Raw genomic sequence first — 13,487 nt, forward strand, 5'->3', positions numbered from 1 at the left:
AGGGTCTGCGCCGCAAGGCAGTACGCCCGCGAGCCTGCTTGCAGTGTCATGGATCACCAGGGTTTAGTCGAGACGAGTCCCGCTGATCGGGAGAAAACCGGACAGCTGTCTCGCCTAACGGGACCGCTCTCGGGAGCAGTGGTGGGCTGGCCTAGCGTTCGCACCGTTGACCGACGATGTGAGGCGAGGCGCGGGAATGACTGTGGATAGCACCAGCTGGGACGAGACCTTCGACTTCGTGGTCGTGGGTTCCGGGGGCGGCGGCATGACTGCGGCCCTCACCGCCAAGGACGCGGGCATGTCCACCGTGGTGATCGAGAAGGGCTCCAAGTACGGCGGCTCCACCGCCATCTCCGGCGGCGGGATCTGGATCCCCAACAACCCCACGCTGCGCAAGAAGGGCCACGACGACAGCACCGGCTCCATCCGTCGCTACCTCGACCTGCTCACCGAGGGGCGCGTCCCCGGCGCCCGCCTGGACGCCTACATCGAGCACGGCCCCAAGGCGATGGAGCTGCTCGAGCAGAGCAAGTGGATGAAGTTCTTCTGGACCAAGGGCTACTCCGACTACCACCCCGAGCTGGAGGGCGGCAAGGCCGACGGCCGCTCCATCGAGGCCAAGCCGTTCGACACCCGCAAGCTGCGCGAGGACGAGAAGTACCAGCGCCCCAACAGCATGAAGGGCCCGCTGGGCCTGTGGGTGACGGCCAAGGACTACCACGACCTGGCCATGGTGAAGCGCACGTGGGCCGGCCGTCGAGCATCCATGGTCGCCGCCTGGCGGGTGTCGTCCAACATGGTCCTGCGTCGCCACATGGCCACCGGTGGCCGCGCCCTGGTCGCGCGGATGCGGATGGCCCTCAAGGACGCCGGCGTCCCGGTGTGGCTGAAGACCCCGATGACCGAGCTGGTGGTCGAGGGTGGCCGCGTGGTGGGAGTGGTGGTCCAGCGCGACGGCACGTCGGTGCGGGTGGGTGCTCGCCGCGGTGTCCTGCTGGCCACCGGTGGCTTCGACCACAACACCGAGATGCGGGAGAAGTACCTGCCCGAGGGCGGCAAGGAGAACCACAGCCTCGGCGCCCGTGAGCTCAAGGGTGACGGCATCAACGTCGGCACCCAGCTCGGTGCGGCCGTGGACCTCATGGACGACGCCTGGTGGATGCCCTCGGTGGAGCACCCCTCCGGTGCCACCATCCCGCTGGTGTCCGAGCGGGCCATCCCCGGCCAGGTCATCGTGGCCGCCGACGGCAAGCGTTTCACCAACGAGGCCGCGCCGTACGTGAACTTCGTGCACGACCAGCTGGAGGGCAAGCACCTGCCGGCGTACTTCGTGATGGACGCCAAGGCCCGCGCGCGCTACCCGTTCGCGCAGATCCTGCCCGGCATGCCCTTCCCGGACGACTTCTACTCCGCCGGCATCGTGCACAAGGCCGACACCCTCGCCGAGCTGGCCGAGCAGGTCGGGCTGCCGGCTGAGGCGCTGACCCAGACGGTGAGCCGCTTCAACGACTTCGCCCGCAGCGGCAAGGACCTCGACTTCAACCGGGGCGACAGCGCCTATGACCGCTACTACGGCGACCCGACGCTGAAGAACCCCAACCTCGACACCATCGAGAAGGCGCCGTTCTACGCGATCCGCGTGGAGGTGGGCGACCTGGGCACCAAGGGTGGCCTGGTCACCGACGAGCGGGCCCGGGTGCTGCGCGAGGACGAGTCGGTCATCGACGGGCTCTACGCCACCGGCAACACCACCGCGTCGGTGATGGGCAACGAGTACGCCGGCCCGGGCGCCACCATCGGCCCCTCCATCGCCTTCGGCTACATCGCGGCCAAGGACGCGGCGGGCGTGGCGCTCTGACGCTCCCTCAGCTCTGACGCTCGATCAGTAAGCCAGCCGGGACACCCCGGCAGCGAACAACCCCGGTGCTCGCGCGGCCAGTGGAACCACACGCCGCGCGAGCACCGGTCTGTCTCGGGCCCAGAGCAGGCCGCTGGTGATCAGCCGCGAGCGGCGCGACACCCGGGCCCAGGCGCGCTCGTAGTCCTGCGGCCGGCCCGCCCGCACGCAGCGCACCAGCTCGGCGGCTGCCCCGAGCGCCACGGCCAGGCCCTCCCCGGTGAGCGCGTCCACGTAGCCGGCGGCGTCCCCCACCAGCAGCACCCGGCCGGCCACCCGCCGGCGCACCGGTTGGCGCAAAGGCCCCGCGCCGCGCACCGGCGACACCGGGGTGGCCCCGGCCAGCTGCTCGGCCAGCAGCGGGAACTCCCGCAGCTGCTCGGCGAAGCCGGCGCGGGTGGCGGAGAGCACCGCCACCCCGAGGGTGTCCGGCGCCACGGGCGTCACGTAGGCCTCGGAGTGCTCGCCCCAGGTCACCTCCACGTGGTCGGTGGTGGGGGCCAGCGCGTAGTGGCGGCGCTGGCCCCACCGAGGTGCCGCGGTGGTCGGCGCCTGCAGCCCCAGGGCGCGGCGCAGGGGGGAGTGCAGCCCGTCGGCGGCCACCAGGTACCGCGCGCACAGCCCTGCCGCCTCCACCCGGTCGTCGTGCTGCACGGGGGCGTGCACGGTGCGGTCCAGGACGGACACGCCCTGCTGCTGCACAGCCTCGCGCAGCGCTCGGTGGAGCTCGGTGCGCCGCACCCCGCGTCCGGGCCCGGCGGTGAACGCGGCGTGGGCGGCCAGGCTGCCCTGGCGGTAGGTGATGCCGCGGATGGCGTGGCCCGGCGGATCGACGCCGAGAGCCTGCAGCGCGTGCAGCGCCACCGGCATCAGCCCCTCGCCGCACGCCTTGTCCAGGGTCCCTCCGCGCCGCTCGCACACCACCACGTCCAGCCCGGCACGGGCTGCGCCGAGGGCCACCGCCAGCCCGGCGGGCCCGCCGCCGGCGACGAGCAGGTCATGCATCCAGCGCCGCCAGTGCGTGGTTCTCGCTGCGGATGCGCACGGTGAGCAGCGCCGCGTTGAGCACCGTGAACACCACCGCGGTGACCCAGGCGGTGTGCACCAGCGGCAGCGCGACCCCCTCCACCACCACCGCCACGTAGTTGGGGTGGGGGATCAGCCGGTAGGGGCCGTGGGTGATCCGCGGCAGGTCCGGCACCACCACCACCCGGGTGTTCCACTGTGGACCCAGCGTGGTGATGCACCACCACCGCAGGCCCTGCGCGGCGACCACCAGCGCCAGCATGGGCCAGCCGAGGCCGGGGATGAACGGCGGGTCGGCGAGCCACACCTCCAGCAGGCAGCCCACCAGCAGCCCGGTGTGCAGCACCACCATGGCGGGGTAGTGGCCGGCCCCGCTCTCCCGCCCGCCGCGCTCGCGGCTCCAGGCCAGGTTGCGCCGGGCGATCACCAGCTCGGCGAGCCGCTCCACGCCGACCAGTGCCACCAGGACGGTGAACCAGACCTCGCTCACCACTGCAGCAGCACCAGCTCGGCGGCGAAGCCCGGGCCCATCGCCATCAGCACCCCGCGGTCACCGGGTCCGGCGGGGCGCTGCTGCAGGGTGTCGCGCAGCACGTGCAGCACCGAGGCCGAGGACATGTTGCCCACGGTGCTCAGCGAGTGCCAGGTCAGGGCCAGCGCGTCGTCGCCCAGGCCCAGCGCGGCCTGCACCGCCCGCAGCACCTTGGGCCCGCCAGGGTGGCTGATCCAGCGCGTGACGTCCTCGAGCTTCAGCTCGTGCGCGGCGAGCAGGCCCCGCACGTCCTCGCCCAGGTAGGTGTCCACCAGCTCGGGCACCTCCGCGCCCAGCACGATGGCCAGCCCGGTGGTGCCCACGTCCCAGCCCATGGCGTCGGCGGTGTTGGGGTAGAGGTGGCTGCGGGAGTCGACCACCTGCGGACCCTGGTGAGCGGTGGCGCGCTCGGCGCCCACGGCGACCACCGCGGCCGCGCCGTCGCCGAAGAGCCCGGAGGCCACCATGTTGGCCACGCTGGCGTCCCCGCGCTGCAGGGTGAGCGAGCACAGCTCCACCGACACCAGCACGGCCACCTCGTCCGGGGCGCCGCGGAGGTAGTCGTGCAGTCGAGCCACTCCGGACGCCCCCGCCATGCAGCCCAGGCCCATCAGCGGGACCCGCTTGACGTCCGGGCGCAGCCCGACCATGGCGGCCATGCGCGCGTCCAGCGAGGGCACGGCGATGCCGGTGACCGTGGTGGACATGATCAGGTCGACGTCCTCGGGGGTGAGCCCGGAGTCGGCGAGGGCGCCGAGCAGGGCCTGCGCGCCGAGGTCCACGGCCTCCTGGAGGAAGACGTTGTTGGCCGCGGTGAAGCCGTCCAGGCCGGCGTAGCGCTCGAGGGGCAGGACGAGGTGCCGGGTGGAGACGTGGGCGCTCTCGTGGAACCGGTTGAGCAGCAACCGGGACCGGTCGTCCGGCAGGCACAGCTGCGCAAACGTCTCGGTGATCTGCTCCTGCGGGTAGCAGTGCGGGGGCAGGGCGCCGTGCGCTGCGGTGAGCGTGGTCACCCTGAAAACGGTACGACTGGTTCGGCGGATCGGCTCGTTCGTGCCAGAGCGTTCGTGGCGACAGCCATTTGATCACTGGTCGATCACGAAGGACTGCCCTCCGGCACGTCGCGCCCTGCTCCGTGTCTGGTCAACCGCTTAGATGACCAGTCATGAGGGGGAAAACCAAGGGGCGCTTCAGGAAACCGCAACCGCAGGGGACCGCCGACCGCATCTCTGTCGGCACGCTGCCCGCCCGCACCGTGCGCATCAGCGAGGCCGTGCTGCTGCGGCACCCGCCAGAGCAGGTCTGGGAGCTGATTTTTCCGGCCGAGCACGCCCCGGTGCTGTCCCCGAACATCGTGCGCGGCTTCGCCGTGCCCGGGACACCCACGGTGGGGGTCGGTCACCAGCAGTGCTTCACCGACGTGGCCGGCAACACGAGCATCCTGGAGGTGATCGAGCACGAGGCGGGCCGGCGGGCCGTCACCCGCACCATCTCACCGCGGCCGGCGGTGCCGCACCGAATGGTGCACCTGGTGGACCCGGCCCCCAACGGCACCGTGCTCAGCCTGGGCATCGAGATCGACGTCCCTGCCGGTCAGCAGATCGACCCGGGCTTCGAGCCGTTGCAGCGTCGGGGACTGCGGGACTACCTCGACCGGGCCCAACGGGCGCTGGCCATGGCCGAGACCACCAGGACGACCAACCGCGGCAGGCACGCACGGCTCGACGACTAGCACGCCGCCAGCGCACCCAGGGTCACTCGGACTCCTCGTCGACCACGGTCACCGAGGTGACTCCGTCCACCCCGGCCAGCACCCGGGAGGCGTCCCCGACCCTGGCTCCGGCCAGGATCATCATCACGCCCACCTGGCCGGGTTCGTGCAGGGCCAGCGACTCGCTGACGTCGCGGCGCCCCGGCGCGTCCGCGGTCATGGCGTTCACCGTCCACCCGTGCACGCCGCAGGTGCTCAGCAGGCGCCGCAGCACACCCTCGCCGTCGCGGTAGGTGATGTGCAGCTGGACGGCCTGGTGCAGGTGGGGGATCCGGGCGATCCCCGGTGCGAAGCCCAGCACGATCACGAAGTGCAGCGCGGTCACGACGACGGCCAGCAGCACCAGTCCGGCACCGGCCGCCATCCCGATGGCGGCGGTCTCCCAGACGGCCGCCGCGGTGGTCAGCCCGCGCACCGCACCTTGCCGGGTGATGATCAGCCCGGCGCCGAGGAACCCGATGCCGGACACGATCTGGGAGGCGACCCGGGTGGGGTCGACGCTGACGCCCTCGGCCACGACGTCGGTGAACCCGTACTTGCCGACCAGCAGGATCAGCGCCGAGGACGTCCCGACGATGGCCTGGGTGCGCAGCCCCGCGCTCTTGCCGCGCACCTCGCGCTCCAGGCCGATCAGTGCGGACAGGACGAACGCGATTCCGAGCTCGACGAGCTGCACCCAGCCCTGTCCGGGGCCGGTCAGCAGGTCGGACGCGTGCATGTCCGCCATGGTCCACCGCTGCGGGCGACCTGGCTGGACCGTTGCCCGGCGGGTGCCCTAGAGGGTGCGCAACACCAGCAGGAACTGCCCGCCACCGGCGTCCACCTGGGTGGTGACCGAGAGGTCGGGCGCGAAGCGGGAGAGTCGGTCCAGCAGCCACTCGGCGGCCTGGTCGGCGTCCTCCCGGCTGGGGCACCGGGCGACCACCTCGCGGCCACCCTTGCGGCTGAGCCGCTCCACCGTGGGCGCGATGGGGGCGGGGTCGACGACGAACAGCTCCGGCGACCACGCGACCACGGGCTTGACGGCGCCCTTGCGGGTGTTGCACGCGCGGTGCGCCAGGCGTTCCACGCCGACGCTGGACTTCTTGCCCTTCTTCACCGCGCCGCCATCGACGCTCGGGCCCAGGTCGGTGTTCACGGACGCCTCCGGGTCCACCGGCTCGTCGCAGAGCCAGCAGCGCCAGCCGTCGCGGTCGCCGACCTCGGCAAGGGTGCTCATCGGGCAGAGGCTACGGGTGGGCTCCACCGGCACCGGCGGTGGCCGCCGCGACGGCGACGGTCGGGGTGGCCGGGCCACGCTCGGAGGGCGTCCAGCCCGGCGGGCCGAACACGTAGCCCATCCGCTCCCGCCACGTGCTCGCCGCGCGGACGTCCCGAGCCATCCGGGCGTACTCGCCGTACTGCAGGCGCAGCAGGTTGTAGGTCCCCACCGGCTTGGTCAGGCCGTACCGCGGCCGCCGGCCCTCGCGGACGAACGTGCCGAACAGCCGGTCCCAGACGATGAGGATGCCGCCGTAGTTGGTGTCCAGGTACTCGGCGTCGCTGCCGTGGTGCACCCGGTGGTGCGAGGGCGTGTTGAACACCCACTCCACCGGCGCCGGCAGGCGCCCCACCGCCTCGGTGTGGGTGAAGAACTGGTAGATGAGGTTGAGCGAGAACCCCACGTACAGCGTCCACGGCGAGAAGCCCAGCAGCGGCAGCGGCAGCCAGAAGAAGAACTCGAACCAGGGGTTCCACTTCTGCCGCAGCGCGGTGCCCAGGTTCATGTACTCGCTGGAGTGGTGCGCCTGGTGGCCGGCCCACCCCAGCCGCACGCGGTGGGAGAAGCGGTGGTGCCAGTAGTAGGCCAGGTCGACGCCGAGGACGACGAGCACCCAGTACCACCAGGTGTTGGTCGGCAGGTGCCAGGGCGCCAGGTAGGAGTACACCGCCACGAAGGCGAAGAAGGTGACGATCTTGTACGCCGTCAGCACCGCGATCGACCCCACGCCCATGGAGATGCTGGTGCGTGCGTCCCTGAAGTCGTAGCCCGTGCGCGGCTGGTGCTCGTCGTCGTCCAGCCACCGCAGCGCGAGCAGCTCGATGACGATGCAGAGCGCGAAGAACGGAGCCGCGTACGTCAGCGGATTCTTCAACGGGTCCAACGACTCCCACAGATCCATGCGCGGATCGTAGATGTGACGCAGGGCGCACGCGCAGCAGCGTCCCTGGTGGGGGCCTTGCGCACCGGGCGCCACCCCGGCGGCCTGGCGGCCACCACGGGGGGCGGCCGAATGTTCGCGGCTCCTCGGCGCGCGCTGGGTGCGTGCGGCGTGAGTAGCGTGGACGCCATGCCTGACAACCTGCGCCACGTGCCGGCCGAGTGGCTGCACGAGCACCTGCACGACAGCAACGTTCGCGTCATCGACGCCACCGTCTTCCTGCCCTCCGAGGCCAACGGGTGGCGGATGGAGTCCGGCCGCGCCGCCTACGAGCAGGCGCACGTGCCCAGCGCGGTGTTCGCCGACCTCATCAGCGACCTGTCCGACAGCGCCGGGGAGGCCCCCTTCGCCGCGGCGCCGTCGGAGCAGTTCGCCACCGTCATGGGCACGCTCGGGGTCTCCAACGAGTCCACGGTGGTGGCCTACGACCAGGCCAACGGCATCTGGGCCACCCGGATGTGGTGGCAGCTCGCCCTGGAGGGCTTCGACAACGCGGTCATCCTCGACGGCGGTCTGCAGGCCTGGCAGCGCGCCGGGTTCGACACCGCCACCGGGGTGGAGTCCTACCCGCCGGCGAGCTTCGTGGCGCACCGGCGTCCGGAGATGCTGCGCTCCACCGCCGACGTGGAGGCCGCGATCACCGACCCTGACGTGCTGCTGGTGAACGCCCTGGACGCGGAGACCTACGCCAAGGGTCACATCCCGGGCAGCGTCAACGTGCCCTTCGGTGACCTGGTGGACGCCCACGGGGAGCTCAAGTCGCGGCAGGAGCTGCGGGAGCTGTTCGCCGCTGCCGGGGCGCTGGACCCGGACAAGCAGCCGGTCACCTACTGCGGCGGCGGGATCGCCGCCACCGCGGCGGCGCTGGCCCTGGCCGAGGCCGGTCGCGACGACGTCGCGGTGTACGACGGGTCGATGAACGCCTGGACGGCCGACCCGCAGCGGCCGCTGCAGCAGGGCTAGACCGACCAGCTGGGCACGATGAACACGCCCTCGGCCTCCACGGTGACGCCGTCGGCGTCGGCGACGGTGGCGACGACGTAGACCTTGCGGCCCTCCTCGCGGTCGATGCGTTCCTCCAGGCGCAGCCCGCCGAGCGGGGTGGCGCGGCGGTAGCGCATGGTCAGCGTCCCGGTCATCGTGAGCCGGCGGAAGGCGCTGGCGGTCTCACCCATCAGGTGGTCGAGCATGAGGGCCGTGACTCCACCGTGGACGTGGCCGGGTGGGCCCTCGGCCGCTGCGCCGAGCACCACGTCGCAGTGCGCCAGGCCGTCGGGGTCGTGCACGATCGTCAGCGGTGGGGCGGCGGCGTTGCGCCTGCCGATCACCGCGTTGCCCCAGCTCCAGCTGCGGCCCTGCTCGTTGACGTGCACTCCGGCGGGCCCGTCGATCTGCGCTGCCCGCAGCCGGCGCACCAGGGTGGTGACCTCGGCGTGCACCGCCCTGGCCTCGTCCTCGTCCACCGTGGTGCGGATGGTGGCGTCGACCAGCTCGCGCACGCAGTCGGCCAGCGGCACGTAGAAGGACTCCAGGCGGTCGATCTCGCTGCTGGGCACGTCGCTCAGGACGAACTCGACCTCGCTCACGGCGGGTTCCTCTCGTGGTGGTGCACCGAAAAGTACCGCGGCAGTCAATGCCGGCGCCTCGCCCTCCGGGGGCGAGGGGAGGGCATGGGCGATACTCACGCGCATGAGTGTGCTGGTGTGCTTCCACGCCCATCCTGACGACGAGGTGTTCAACACCGGTGGCGTGATGCGCCTGGCTGCCGACGCCGGGCACCGGGTGGTGGTGGTGACGGCCACCGACGGCGCGCTCGGCGAGTTCCCGGAGGGCCTGCTCGCGCCGGGGGAGCGCCTGGCCGACCGCCGCGAGAAGGAGGTCACCGAGTCGGTGCGCATCCTGGGTGCTGACCGCCTGGTGCTGCTCGGCTACGCCGACTCCGGCATGGCGGGCACCGAGGGCAACCACGACCCGGAGGCGTTCTGCAACGCCGACGTGGAGCAGGCCGCCACCCGCCTGGCCGCCGTGCTGCGCGAGGAGGGCGCCGACGTGCTCACCGTGTACGACGCGCACGGCGGCTACGGCCACCCCGACCACGTCCAGGTGCACCGGGTGGGGGTGCGCGCCGCCGAGCTGGCCGGCACTGCGCACGTCTACGAGGCCACCACCGACCGCGACCACATGCGGCAGCTGCTGGCCATGGCCGGCGAGTGGTCGGAGGAGGGGGCGCCGCCGATCGACGTGGAGACCTTCGGCCTGCCCGCCTCGGAGATCACCACGACGGTGGACGTCAGCGCCGTGATGGCGGCCAAGCGCGCCGCGATGCACGCCTACCCCTCCCAGGTCGGCGACTTCGGCCCGTTCCTCGACATGCCCACCGAGCAGCTCACCGCCGCCTTCGGCAGGGAGTGGTTCCGCAAGCGCGACGCAGCCCCCGACCTCACCGAGACCGCGCTGGCGCTGTAGGCGCCGAACGGGGACGAGAGGTTGGGGGCTGCGGCTTGGGGGTTGCGTCCAGCGCCAGGTCAGCCGACCGGGGAGGCCTCGCGGTCGGCGTCCACCTGGTTGGTCTTGCCTGCGGTGGCCATCGCCAGCGGGTCCACCGGAGCCGCGGGGCGACGGACGAAGAACGATCCCACGATGGCCAGCAGCGAGATGACCGCGCCGCAGACCAGCGCACCGTGGATGCCCTCGCTCAGGGAGGTCACCGGGTCGGTGCCGTCCTCGGCGCCGGCCACGGTGGTGCGCGTCATCACGGTGATGAACAGCGCGGTACCGGCGGCACCGGCCACCTGCTGCAGCGTGCTGACGATCGCGCTGCCGTGGGAGTACAGCCGCTGCGGCAGGGCGCCGAGCGCGGCGGTGAGCAGCGGCGAGAACATGAACGCCAGGCCGATGTTCAGCAGGATGTGCCACGCGATGACGGTGCCGATGCTGGTGTCCACGCCCAGCGTGGTCATGCCCCAGAGGGCGGCGCTGGAGATGATGGCACCGGGAAGGACCAGCGGGCGCGGGCCGATCTTGTCGAACAGCGCGCCGACCACCAGGCCGAGGAAGCCCATCGCCAGACCACCGGGCAGCAGCATCAGGCCGGTGGTGAGGGTGGACTGGTCGAGGACGTTCTGCAGGTAGATCGGCAGCAGGATCAAGGTGCCGAACAGCGCCATCATGCTGATGGCCACCAGCACGACGGCGACGGAGAAGTCCCGCGTCTGGAAGGCTCGAAGGTCCAGCAGCGCCTTGTCACCCAGGCGCAGCTGGCGCCAGACGAACAGCGCCAGCGCGACCACACCCACTGCCAGCGGGATCACCGGCGGCATGAGCGCGGCGCCCTCGGCGTCCTGGCCGATGCTGCTGAGCCCGAAGATCAGACCGCTGAAGGCGAACGCGGAGAAGACCACCGACACCACGTCCAGCGGCACTCGCTGCGGCTCGGTGACGTTGCGGACCCAGATCGCACCCAGCACGGTGGCGAGCACCGCGATGGGCACCACGAGCCAGAACATCCAGCGCCAGCTGAGCTGGTCCAGCACCACTCCACCGATGGTGGGGCCGACCGCGGGGGCGACGGCGATGACGATCGAGATGACGCCCATGGTGCGCCCACGGCGCTCCGCGGGGACCACGTTGAGCACGGTGGTGAACAGCAGGGGCAGCATGATCGCGGTGCCCACGGCCTGGATGATCCGGCCCAGCACCAGCACGCCGAACACCGGCGCGGAGGCCGCGACCAGGGTGCCGACCACGAAGCTGGACATCGCGATCACGAACACCGTGCGCAGCGACAGCCGGGTCAGCAGGTAGCCGGTGACGGGGATGACCACCGCCATGGTGAGCATGAAGCCGGTGGTCAGCCACTGCGCGGTCGAGGCGCCGACCTCGAACTCGACCATCAGGTCGGGCAGCGCCACGCTCATGATCGTCTCGTTGAGGATCACGACGAAGGCGGCGGCCACCAGGAGGGCGATCAACCGCCCAGTCCGAGGTGGAGCAGCAGAGGTGGTGGAGACAGGCGAAGTCAAAGGGATGCCTTTCGGGGACAGAGGAGGGCCGTGGGGCGGCGTCAACCACGCCCAACAGGACACGAGCCTATGTTGTTCCCGGCGTGCCCGTCACGGTCGCTGGCCGGCGTGTCAGGGTGCGAGCAGCGCCGCCAGCCCCGCACCCAGCTTCGCCCGCCACCACGCCCAGTCGTGTCCACCCGGCTGCGCCAGCACCTGGTGCCACTCCTGCCGCTCGGCGAGCAGGGCGGCCACCTCGCGGTTGCCGTCGGCCACCTGCTCCTCGTGCGTGCCGTGCTGCAGCACGGTCCGGGTGGGACGCGGCTCGGCGTGGCGCAGCCACTGGGAGATGGGCCGGGCGGCGGCGTTGCCGGGGCTCGGCCACCAGAAGGAGCCGGACTGGCTGAGCACTCGGGCGAAGCGGTCGGGGCGGTGCATGCCGGCGAAGAACGCAGCCAGTCCGCCGTAGCTCTGCCCGACCGCGACCGTGCGCGCGGGATCTGTGGTCACCACCAGGCTGCGGCCGCGGGCCCAGTCCTTGACGACGCCGCCGAGCAGGTGGTCGCTCACCTCGTCGATGAAGTCGGGGTTGCAGGTGAGGTCGGCCGCCCGGCGCGGCAGGTCCACCGAGCTGACCAGCACGGCAACCAGCGGGGGCAGCACGCCCCGGGTGACGAGGTCGTCCAGCAGCGCCGGCAGGCCGAGCTCCGCCCACACCTGGCCGTCGAACACCACCACCACGGCCAGCTCACCGGCTCCGGCAGTGGTCGGCGAGGCGTACAGCCAGACCGGGTGCTCGAGCCCAGCCCCCGGCCGGGTCCAGGTGACCTGCTGCACCGTCCCCGGCTGCCCGGCGGTGGTGCTCGTCGCCGCCTCGACGTCCGCGGGGCGGTCGGCGGCCACCGAGCGCAGCTCCGGGTGCGGGTGCGTGCGCAGCGAGGGCAGCGGCGGCCGAGGGTTCAGCGGGTCGAGACAGGCCCTGCTGATCAGCTCCACCCACCAGGCCCGGGTCTCCGGCGTGTTGCGCGGGCCCGGTGCCCGGGGCACCTCGGGCAGCGGCATGAAGGTGTAGCTGCCGATCCAGCCGGGCTCCAGGCGGAAGCAGGCGGTCCAGACGTCGGTGCCGGGTACCCGGTCCATCACCCCGTGGCGCAGGTCGGTGCGGTCGGTGTAGCCGGCCAGGTCGGCGTAGACCACGGGCGCGGTGGACCGGTGCACCAGCACCAGCACCTCACCTGCGCCGGGCAGCTGCGCGCGCAGCGGGGTACCCAGGGCGGCGACCCGCTGCCACCAGGCGTCGGAGCCCACCGGCAGGTCAGTCCCGACGGCCGCGAGCTGCTGGGCGAAGGGCGCCTGCGCCAGCATGACCCGGCCGGGCGGGAGCACGTCCGTGGCCACGAGGCGCTCGAGGGGCTGCACCCCGTCAGGTTAGCCAACCCTCACATCCACCCGGTGTCGCTATTGTGTCCACCATGGACTTGAGCAAGCGTTCCGACGAGCGGCCGGCCCGGTCAGCCCCCATCGTCGCGGTGTTCGGCGGCACGGAGCGCCGCGGGCGGTGGCGTCCGGCGCAGCGAGTGGTCGCCGTGGCGCTGTTCGGTGGGGTGACCCTGGACCTCCGGGAGGCGGAGCTGCCCCCAGACGTCCTGGACCTGCAGTGCTACGCCGCCTTCGGCGGGGTGCAGGTGACGGTGCCAGAGGGGACGCGGGTGGAGATGACCGGCTTCTCCCTCTTCGGCGGTCGCAGCGTCACGGCGAGCGGAGCGTCGGCGGTCCCCGGGGCCCCGGTGATCCGACTGCGCGCGGTGGCGTTCTTCGGCGGTGTCGAGGTGACGGCGAAGCCCTCCCGCCACGAGTGAGGGCCGGCGTCACCGGGCTGCGGGGCTAGTCCCCGCAGCCCGTGGCTTACGCTGCTCGCCACAACGTCTCGTGGACCCAGGAACCCGGTGTGACTCCGGGGCGGTTCCGCCACTGTGAAGCCGGCTCCCACCTCAGGGTGGAGGCCGGCGCAGCCAGACACTGGCCACGGGACCTCCGTCGACCAGGGGCGAGAACCCCG

General features: G+C 72.1%; 14 protein-coding genes and 1 riboswitch. Of the genes, 5 read left to right on the forward strand and 9 right to left on the reverse strand.

The features are described 5' to 3' along the window. Positions 1-196 precede the first annotated feature (196 nt). Complete coding sequence (locus tag ELX43_RS07480; protein ID WP_127782819.1) at positions 197-1,858, forward strand: FAD-binding protein; 1,662 nt, start codon at positions 197-199, stop codon at positions 1,856-1,858. Between the two features lie 24 nt (positions 1,859-1,882). On the opposite strand, the gene ELX43_RS07485 is transcribed toward ELX43_RS07480, so the two are convergent. From ELX43_RS07485 to ELX43_RS07495, 3 genes are read right to left on the reverse strand one after another with little or no spacing between them, the layout of a single operon-like run. Beyond that, positions 1,883-2,902 (reverse strand): NAD(P)/FAD-dependent oxidoreductase, encoded by a 1,020-nt coding sequence (locus tag ELX43_RS07485; protein WP_127782820.1) that lies wholly within the window; start codon positions 2,900-2,902, stop codon positions 1,883-1,885. After that, positions 2,895-3,413, reverse strand: a complete 519-nt coding sequence (locus tag ELX43_RS07490; RefSeq protein ID WP_127782821.1) for an isoprenylcysteine carboxyl methyltransferase family protein — start codon at positions 3,411-3,413, stop codon at positions 2,895-2,897. The genes ELX43_RS07485 and ELX43_RS07490 overlap by 8 nt, the downstream gene beginning before the upstream one ends. Beyond that, positions 3,410-4,468 (reverse strand): 3-oxoacyl-[acyl-carrier-protein] synthase III C-terminal domain-containing protein, encoded by a 1,059-nt coding sequence (locus ELX43_RS07495; RefSeq protein WP_127782822.1) that lies wholly within the window; start codon positions 4,466-4,468, stop codon positions 3,410-3,412. The genes ELX43_RS07490 and ELX43_RS07495 overlap by 4 nt, the downstream gene beginning before the upstream one ends. A 152-nt stretch (positions 4,469-4,620) precedes the next feature. On the opposite strand from ELX43_RS07495, the gene ELX43_RS07500 reads away from it, so the two are divergent. Further along, complete coding sequence (locus ELX43_RS07500; protein WP_127782823.1) at positions 4,621-5,187, forward strand: SRPBCC family protein; 567 nt, start codon at positions 4,621-4,623, stop codon at positions 5,185-5,187. A gap of 22 nt (positions 5,188-5,209) precedes the next feature. Here the strand turns inward: ELX43_RS07500 and ELX43_RS07505 are convergent, their stop codons facing one another. Genes ELX43_RS07505 through ELX43_RS07515 form a run of 3 tightly spaced genes read right to left on the reverse strand, consistent with a single transcriptional unit; the run spans position 5,210 to position 7,388 of the window. Further along, on the reverse strand, positions 5,210-5,944 hold the full coding sequence (locus ELX43_RS07505) for an MgtC/SapB family protein (protein WP_241249826.1): 735 nt from the start codon (positions 5,942-5,944) through the stop codon (positions 5,210-5,212). Between the two features lie 57 nt (positions 5,945-6,001). Next, positions 6,002-6,445 (reverse strand): hypothetical protein, encoded by a 444-nt coding sequence (locus ELX43_RS07510; RefSeq protein ID WP_127782825.1) that lies wholly within the window; start codon positions 6,443-6,445, stop codon positions 6,002-6,004. 10 nt (positions 6,446-6,455) lie between these two features. Further along, positions 6,456-7,388 (reverse strand): sterol desaturase family protein, encoded by a 933-nt coding sequence (locus tag ELX43_RS07515; protein WP_127782826.1) that lies wholly within the window; start codon positions 7,386-7,388, stop codon positions 6,456-6,458. Between the two features lie 168 nt (positions 7,389-7,556). Between ELX43_RS07515 and ELX43_RS07520 the strand changes: the two genes are divergently transcribed. Next, on the forward strand, positions 7,557-8,390 hold the full coding sequence (locus ELX43_RS07520) for a sulfurtransferase (RefSeq protein ID WP_127782827.1): 834 nt from the start codon (positions 7,557-7,559) through the stop codon (positions 8,388-8,390). On the opposite strand, the gene ELX43_RS07525 is transcribed toward ELX43_RS07520, so the two are convergent. After that, positions 8,387-9,013 (reverse strand): PaaI family thioesterase, encoded by a 627-nt coding sequence (locus ELX43_RS07525; RefSeq protein ID WP_241249827.1) that lies wholly within the window; start codon positions 9,011-9,013, stop codon positions 8,387-8,389. The genes ELX43_RS07520 and ELX43_RS07525 overlap by 4 nt on opposite strands. A 103-nt stretch (positions 9,014-9,116) precedes the next feature. Here ELX43_RS07525 and ELX43_RS07530 point away from each other — a divergent pair, with 103 nt between their 5' ends. Then, on the forward strand, positions 9,117-9,893 hold the full coding sequence (locus ELX43_RS07530; RefSeq protein ID WP_127782829.1) for a PIG-L family deacetylase: 777 nt from the start codon (positions 9,117-9,119) through the stop codon (positions 9,891-9,893). 59 nt (positions 9,894-9,952) lie between these two features. Here the strand turns inward: ELX43_RS07530 and ELX43_RS07535 are convergent, their stop codons facing one another. Both ELX43_RS07535 and fes read right to left on the reverse strand, forming a co-directional pair. Beyond that, positions 9,953-11,455 (reverse strand): MDR family MFS transporter, encoded by a 1,503-nt coding sequence (locus tag ELX43_RS07535; RefSeq protein WP_241249883.1) that lies wholly within the window; start codon positions 11,453-11,455, stop codon positions 9,953-9,955. Between the two features lie 105 nt (positions 11,456-11,560). Continuing rightward, on the reverse strand, positions 11,561-12,847 hold the full coding sequence (gene fes / locus ELX43_RS07540) for an enterochelin esterase (RefSeq protein WP_127782830.1): 1,287 nt from the start codon (positions 12,845-12,847) through the stop codon (positions 11,561-11,563). 53 nt (positions 12,848-12,900) lie between these two features. Here fes and ELX43_RS07545 point away from each other — a divergent pair, with 53 nt between their 5' ends. Further along, entirely contained in the window at positions 12,901-13,287 is a 387-nt protein-coding gene (locus ELX43_RS07545; RefSeq protein WP_127782831.1) for a LiaF domain-containing protein, read from the forward strand. Positions 13,288-13,312: 25 nt separating this feature from the next. Next, a riboswitch (cobalamin riboswitch) is annotated at positions 13,313-13,471 on the forward strand. The last annotated feature ends 16 nt before the right edge of the window (positions 13,472-13,487 follow it).

The organism is Rhodococcus sp. X156 (genome assembly GCF_004006015.1).
Lineage (GTDB): Bacteria > Actinomycetota > Actinomycetes > Mycobacteriales > Mycobacteriaceae > X156.

What these genes read in the sequence shown, in the direction of transcription:
- ELX43_RS07515 (WP_127782826.1), bottom strand. Translation starts at nt 7,388, where the DNA reads ATGGATCTGTGGGAGTCGTTGGACCCGTTGAAGAATCCGCTGACGTAC.
- ELX43_RS07480 (WP_127782819.1), top strand. Translation starts at nt 197, where the DNA reads ATGACTGTGGATAGCACCAGCTGGGACGAGACCTTCGACTTCGTGGTC.
- ELX43_RS07545 (WP_127782831.1), top strand. Translation starts at nt 12,901, where the DNA reads ATGGACTTGAGCAAGCGTTCCGACGAGCGGCCGGCCCGGTCAGCCCCC.
- ELX43_RS07500 (WP_127782823.1), top strand. Translation starts at nt 4,621, where the DNA reads ATGAGGGGGAAAACCAAGGGGCGCTTCAGGAAACCGCAACCGCAGGGG.
- ELX43_RS07530 (WP_127782829.1), top strand. Translation starts at nt 9,117, where the DNA reads ATGAGTGTGCTGGTGTGCTTCCACGCCCATCCTGACGACGAGGTGTTC.
- ELX43_RS07505 (WP_241249826.1), bottom strand. Translation starts at nt 5,944, where the DNA reads ATGCACGCGTCCGACCTGCTGACCGGCCCCGGACAGGGCTGGGTGCAG.
- ELX43_RS07485 (WP_127782820.1), bottom strand. Translation starts at nt 2,902, where the DNA reads ATGCATGACCTGCTCGTCGCCGGCGGCGGGCCCGCCGGGCTGGCGGTG.
- ELX43_RS07510 (WP_127782825.1), bottom strand. Translation starts at nt 6,445, where the DNA reads ATGAGCACCCTTGCCGAGGTCGGCGACCGCGACGGCTGGCGCTGCTGG.
- ELX43_RS07520 (WP_127782827.1), top strand. Translation starts at nt 7,557, where the DNA reads ATGCCTGACAACCTGCGCCACGTGCCGGCCGAGTGGCTGCACGAGCAC.